The 5,589-nt window shown below is 33.0% G+C and carries 8 protein-coding genes; 6 read left to right on the forward strand and 2 right to left on the reverse strand.

Annotation, left to right across the window (positions count from 1 at the left end):
• Positions 1–144: 144 nt before the first annotated feature.
• Positions 145–1,731 carry an IS1182 family transposase gene (locus tag AC3ASS_RS13460; protein ID WP_488284039.1) on the forward strand — a complete coding sequence of 529 codons (1,587 nt, stop codon included), beginning with the start codon at positions 145–147 and terminating at the stop codon, positions 1,729–1,731.
• Positions 1,732–1,821: 90 nt separating this feature from the next.
• On the opposite strand, the gene AC3ASS_RS13465 is transcribed toward AC3ASS_RS13460, so the two are convergent.
• Positions 1,822–2,325 (reverse strand): hypothetical protein, encoded by a 504-nt coding sequence (locus tag AC3ASS_RS13465; RefSeq protein WP_488284040.1) that lies wholly within the window; start codon positions 2,323–2,325, stop codon positions 1,822–1,824.
• 14 nt (positions 2,326–2,339) lie between these two features.
• A complete protein-coding gene (locus AC3ASS_RS13470; RefSeq protein ID WP_488284041.1) occupies positions 2,340–2,681 on the reverse strand; it encodes a hypothetical protein in 342 nt (113 codons plus the stop codon).
• Positions 2,682–2,947: 266 nt separating this feature from the next.
• Between AC3ASS_RS13470 and AC3ASS_RS13475 the strand changes: the two genes are divergently transcribed.
• The 5 genes from AC3ASS_RS13475 (at position 2,948) to AC3ASS_RS13495 (ending at position 5,386) form a co-directional block, all read left to right on the forward strand.
• Positions 2,948–3,568 carry a hypothetical protein gene (locus tag AC3ASS_RS13475; protein ID WP_488284042.1) on the forward strand — a complete coding sequence of 207 codons (621 nt, stop codon included), beginning with the start codon at positions 2,948–2,950 and terminating at the stop codon, positions 3,566–3,568.
• A gap of 42 nt (positions 3,569–3,610) precedes the next feature.
• Positions 3,611–3,760 (forward strand): 50S ribosomal protein L33, encoded by a 150-nt coding sequence (rpmG, locus tag AC3ASS_RS13480; RefSeq protein WP_488284043.1) that lies wholly within the window; start codon positions 3,611–3,613, stop codon positions 3,758–3,760.
• Positions 3,761–3,810: 50 nt separating this feature from the next.
• Complete coding sequence (locus AC3ASS_RS13485) at positions 3,811–4,380, forward strand: 5-formyltetrahydrofolate cyclo-ligase (protein ID WP_488284044.1); 570 nt, start codon at positions 3,811–3,813, stop codon at positions 4,378–4,380.
• Positions 4,373–5,137: a DUF92 domain-containing protein gene (locus AC3ASS_RS13490; protein WP_488284045.1), complete on the forward strand. Its 765-nt coding sequence runs from the start codon at positions 4,373–4,375 to the stop codon at positions 5,135–5,137. Before AC3ASS_RS13485 ends, AC3ASS_RS13490 begins: the two co-directional genes overlap by 8 nt.
• A 63-nt stretch (positions 5,138–5,200) precedes the next feature.
• Positions 5,201–5,386 carry a hypothetical protein gene (locus AC3ASS_RS13495; RefSeq protein ID WP_488284046.1) on the forward strand — a complete coding sequence of 62 codons (186 nt, stop codon included), beginning with the start codon at positions 5,201–5,203 and terminating at the stop codon, positions 5,384–5,386.
• Positions 5,387–5,589 lie beyond the last annotated feature (203 nt).

The following is a 5,589-nucleotide window of genomic DNA, read 5'->3' on the forward strand; positions in this document are numbered from 1 at the left end:
GTACGGTTTGATGAGGGGAAGCTGAGAGTAAAAGAGACAGCATGAGCTGTCCCTTTGAAATCAGTTTTCTACTCTACATAAAAATAGGGACAACTTCTGATAAAATTAAGTTACCCAAAAAAACTTTACAGAAAGGATGTCCCTATGTTTAAACATTATAACATGAATCAATTAATTTTGCCTTTAGATTTAGAAATTAAATTACAAAAAAATGATATAGCTTTTCATATCCATCATTTAGTTGAAAGTATTCCGGAAGAAGCATTCAAGCCATTTCTCCGAAATACAGGTTGTCCTGCTTACCATCCACGCATGATGTTAAAAATCATTTTATGTGCTTATTCGCAATCCGTTTTTTCAGGTCGTAAAATTGAAGCTCTATTAAAAGATAGTATTCGTATGATGTGGCTAGCTCAAGGTTATGAACCATGTTACCGTACCATTAATCGTTTTCGTGTCCATCCAGAAGTGAAAGAATTAATTCGTCAATGCTTTGTCCAATTCCGTTGCCAACTCGTAGAAGAAAAATTAATTGATCAGGAAGCCATTTTTATCGACGGTACAAAGATTGAAGCGAATGCGAATAAATTTACTTTTGTATGGAAGAAATCCATTGAAAAATATCATAAAAATTTAATTGAAAAGTCCAATGAGATTTATAACGAATTATTGGAGACGAAAATCATACCTGAAATGGAACGTGAAAACGTTGAAGAATTAAGTGTAAAAGAACTTGAGCAAATAGCTAAAAAAGTAGGTGAAGTCATTACCGAGTATGATCAAAAAATAGATGCATCGACGGATGCCGCGGAACGAAAAACATTAAGAAATGAGCGCAAATATCCTAAGAAAATATTTAAACAATTGATGGATTTTATCGAACGTAAAAAGAAATACCAAAAAGACTTTAAGATTTTAGGCTCTCGGAATAGTTATTCGAAAACCGACCCTGATGCGACGTTCATGCGAATGAAAGATGACTATATGAAAAACGGTCAATTAAAAGCTGGATATAATGTACAACTCGCAACGGAAGGACAATACGCGCTCGCTTATGGAATTTATGCCAATCCTTCAGACTCTCGTACTCTCATTCCATTTCTGGATGAGATTGAAAAACATTTTTTTGATTTACCAAAGCATATTGTTGCAGATGCGGGTTATGGCAGTGAACAAAATTATGATGAGATCCTTTCCAATCGAAAACGAGAAGCACTGATTACGTATAACATGTATTTGAAAGAGCAGAAGAAAAAGTATAAACAAAATAAGTTTCATCCAGACCATTGGCAGTATGACAAAGAAAATGATGCCTACACTTGCCCGAATCAACGAAGACTATTCTTTAAATATGCATCTGTACGTACGGATCCAACGGGCTTCCAACGAGAGTTTAAAATCTATGAATGTGAAGACTGTTCAGGATGTCCATTTCGTTCAACATGTACGAAAGCAAAAGAGGGCAATCATCGAACAATCAGAGTAAATGAAAAGTGGCAACAACAAAAAGAATATGTAAAAGCGAAGCTTTCAGAAGAAAAAACGAGTTCCATTTATCGTCAACGCAAAATTGACGTGGAACCAGTTTTTGGATTCTTGAAGGCTAATTTGCGTTTCACGCGATTTTCTGTCCGCGGAAAATCAAAGGTGGAAAACGAAATGGGTTTAGCATTAATGGCGGTGAATTTACGAAAATACACGGCCAACAAATATGAAAATATAAAAATTTAATAAAGAAAATGGTAAGAGGTGGAAATTGAACCTCTCAATTTCCACCTCTTTCCTTACTTGAAACTAGTTTTGTCCCAGCCTCTTTTATCGTTATCGGGTAATTAAATCAGCTATTTCTTTATAACTCATTCCATCTTTGATTTTATAAGTACCTAATTGAATTCCTCTGTCTAAATCGTTTTTAAGAAAGTAATTTATAAAACTTCTCTGGTCATCGATGACACCTAATCTCGATAATTCCGAAGCAATCGTTTCAAGCACCATTCCTTCCGTGATGTTTATAGTAACTGTTTTATCTACTTTATTTTTTTGCGTTTTACTATTTTGTTTTTTGTTATCATTCTCTTGACTTTTATCATTTTTTTCTTGATTAGTAGCTTCTTCCTTTTCCTTTTCCTTTTCCTTTTCATATGAGTCAATAGTGGTCAATAAAGTCTCATATTCTCCAATCGTTAATACTTTATAATTGTTTTCTTCTAACTCTTTAATATTTTTGGACGCGTCAAAAGTCTGATTAAAGAGCGAGTAAACAAAGAAAATTGCAGTCGTTAAAGCAATACCAAACGCAAACGCTTGAACATTAGTTCGATTCATAACCAATTCCCATCCTATTCATTTTCTTGAATGATTGAATACACTTCATCTTCCGTTAACGCTGATTGTTTAGCGATTTGTTCTATAGAAAGACCCTGCATATGTAGAAGTGTCACTTGCTTTTTTATAATATCATTTGTTTTTCTACCAACAGGTTCAGGAATATTTGTTTCAGGTACTAATAACTCTTCTTCCAAAATTCTTACTTTCTTTTTCAATTGATATGTATCTTGCAACATTTGAATAGAAAGCTGGTCCAACTCTTCTTTTACACTTTTCACTGGATCGTTCATAAAAAAAGAAATAATAAAAAGCAATATTGAAATAGAGAATAAAACGATCATTAGTATTTCCATGTCATCACCCCAAAGTCTATTATAACGTATTGTCGACATCTTTCTACTGACAATTGTCGGATATTTTTTCAAGAAACTAGTGAATATGGATTAAAAACCTTATGGTTATTGACTTCTCCATTGAATATCAAAAAATGACAAATTGAGCTTATTGTCTGAAAATTCAATCAATGGTAAGGTATAGATAGATACTTTTTGTTGTTCGTTTAAGTTGACCAATGTGGACAAGGGTTATCCAAAAAGAATGAAGAAAAAAGGTGAGTGCCATGTATAAAATGATGATTCAAAATGAAAAGTTAAAGCAACTAAATTTAATTTCTCAACAAGTAATGATCAATCATTACTTGCACACTTCTTCCGGTCTTCTTTCATTATTTCCAAGTAAAAATATTTCAACAATGGAAGGGAATATACATGTATCCATGCAATTTATTGAAAATAATCATGGGATGAAAATAGTGGAAATTATAGTTGGAAATTCATCTAAAGAAAGTGTGTTAGGGAAACTATTGGTTGAAAGTCGTATGGTTACAAACGCTGAACGGATTGTATTTGTCTCTCCCAAAAAAGATGTTCTTTTTCATTCCGATGAAGAACATCTATGTTTAACTAGTGGTGTTTGGAAAGGGAAATCGATCCGCCAATATGCTGCATTTCCTATTGATGGAAAATTGCAAAAAAGACTAAAGTCTGGGGACATCGGAATTTGTCCAATTGGAAAAGGAAATATATCCGGAATATTTACTTTAGAAGCAGTTTTAGAACCTGGGGAGATTTCTAAAGCATATACGTGGGCGATTTCTTCTAATTCTGAAAAGACTTTATTACAACTACATGAAATGCTGCAAAAACAGACTAGCTTTTCAAATAAAAAAATGATATTATAGAAAAGTCGTATTAAGTGATTGAAACATTTGGAGGGATTAAATATGCGCGTGAATATTACGTTAGCTTGCACAGAATGTGGCGAGCGTAATTATATTACATCAAAAAACAAACGTAACAATCCAGACCGTTTAGAACTAAAAAAATATTGTCCACGCGATAAAAAATCAACTTTACATCGCGAAACAAAGTAAAAACAGCAGAGGGATCCTGCTGTTTTTTCTTTTATAAAGAGGTGAAGAAAATGAATAGAAAAAAAGAATTAAGATTACAGATAAAAAAAATGTTGCAGAGTCTTTCGAAAATGGAATACGAACAACAATCGTTCGAAATTGCACGAAATTTATATGAACAAGAGGAATGGAAACAGGCGAAAATGATTGGAATCACAATTTCTATTTCATCAGAAGTCAATACATATCCAATTATTCGAAGAGCTTGGCTTGAAGGTAAATCAATTGCGGTTCCAAAATGTTTTCCAAAAGAGAATGTGATGCATTTTTATGAGCTTAAAGCATTTACACAGCTTGAGAATGTATTTCGGGATTTATATGAACCTAATCTAAATATAACGACCTTAGTAAAACCGAACGAAATGGATTGTTTAATTGTTCCCGGTTTAGCTTTTAATAAAAGTGGCTATCGTCTCGGATTTGGTGGCGGATATTATGATCGATATTTAGTTCAATATAATGGCCCAACTGTTTCATTAGCTTTCGATTGTCAAATTATCGAAGATATACCGAAAGAATCGCATGATTTACCTGTATCAAAAATTATTACAAATAAGGATGTAATATTAACGAATGGTTGAATTCATCGTTATATGTTTATTCGTGAGTATAGTTTCATATTTAGGCTTCCTTCTACATGCATTAACAATAGGAGGAGCTGTTATTGCTTTTTTTATTGGAATATCGATCGGGTTTTCATTTCAATTCTCAGGGTTATTCATGCTTGGCGTATTCTTTCTTACATCGAGTTTTTTGTCCTTAATAAAAAAACAATCCAATGAAATAGTTCAAAAAGGTGAGAGACGAGACGGTATCCAAGCATTAGCTAATGGAGGTCCGGCATGTATTTTTTCATTATTAGCTCTTATTTTTCCAGAAAGCAAAGAGCAATTTTTGCATGCGTATATTGCCTCATTAGCAATTGCCAATGGTGATACTTGGGCAAGTGAGCTTGGAACATATAGTACAAAAAATCCCATCGATGTTTTTTCTTTGAAAAGAGTTCCAAAAGGGACATCAGGTGCCATATCTCTTATTGGTACGATTTCAGGTATTATTGGCTCCATATTGATTGCAGGATGTGGATATTTATTGAAATTAATTTCATTATCTACTTTATGGATGATTACCATCATTGGATGTCTTGGACTATTTTTCGATACTTTTTTAGGTGCAACTTTTCAAGCGAAATATTGTTGCCAAAAGTGTCGCATTCAAACGGAACGAAAAACTCATTGTGAAACAGAAACGATTCATATAAAGGGATTTAAATGGATGAATAATGATGTTGTTAATTTTCTTTCCATTTTGCTTTTCTCACTTTTGGTTTTTTTATAAATTATTAGGAATGTTTGGATAAAAAGTGTAAGTTTTGAAAAAATATATACAGGAGGGATGATGATGACTTCTGCCATGTCTAAATTATTAGGTGTGCTAGCAATCGGAATGGTTGCCTACAGGTATCGATACAAATTAATGAACATATTGTTAGGCAATTTATTTATTCGTCAGCTAGTTGTGAGATTTTCTATGGGTATTCCACTTTTACGAAGAGCTTTTCTATCATCTGCATTCCGTTCAAGATAACACATATTTTATCTTCACATGAGTATCAACCTCATGTGTTTTTTTTCTTAGACGGCACAACCAACACAATAAGTTAGTTGTGCCTTTTCCATTTCTCTTCAATAGTGTTTAAATATTCATTTGGTTCTTTTTTGAATCTTCTTTGTTTTATATGCTCGCCAATACGTTGTTCCCATTTATTCGCTTCAGTTTTATATGCTGAA

The organism is Bacillus sp. JST-5 (assembly GCF_057747715.1).

What these genes read in the sequence shown, in the direction of transcription:
- AC3ASS_RS13460 (WP_488284039.1), top strand. Translation starts at nt 145, where the DNA reads ATGTTTAAACATTATAACATGAATCAATTAATTTTGCCTTTAGATTTA.
- AC3ASS_RS13465 (WP_488284040.1), bottom strand. Translation starts at nt 2,325, where the DNA reads ATGAATCGAACTAATGTTCAAGCGTTTGCGTTTGGTATTGCTTTAACG.
- AC3ASS_RS13470 (WP_488284041.1), bottom strand. Translation starts at nt 2,681, where the DNA reads ATGGAAATACTAATGATCGTTTTATTCTCTATTTCAATATTGCTTTTT.
- AC3ASS_RS13475 (WP_488284042.1), top strand. Translation starts at nt 2,948, where the DNA reads ATGTATAAAATGATGATTCAAAATGAAAAGTTAAAGCAACTAAATTTA.
- rpmG (WP_488284043.1), top strand. Translation starts at nt 3,611, where the DNA reads ATGCGCGTGAATATTACGTTAGCTTGCACAGAATGTGGCGAGCGTAAT.
- AC3ASS_RS13485 (WP_488284044.1), top strand. Translation starts at nt 3,811, where the DNA reads ATGAATAGAAAAAAAGAATTAAGATTACAGATAAAAAAAATGTTGCAG.
- AC3ASS_RS13490 (WP_488284045.1), top strand. Translation starts at nt 4,373, where the DNA reads ATGGTTGAATTCATCGTTATATGTTTATTCGTGAGTATAGTTTCATAT.
- AC3ASS_RS13495 (WP_488284046.1), top strand. Translation starts at nt 5,201, where the DNA reads ATGACTTCTGCCATGTCTAAATTATTAGGTGTGCTAGCAATCGGAATG.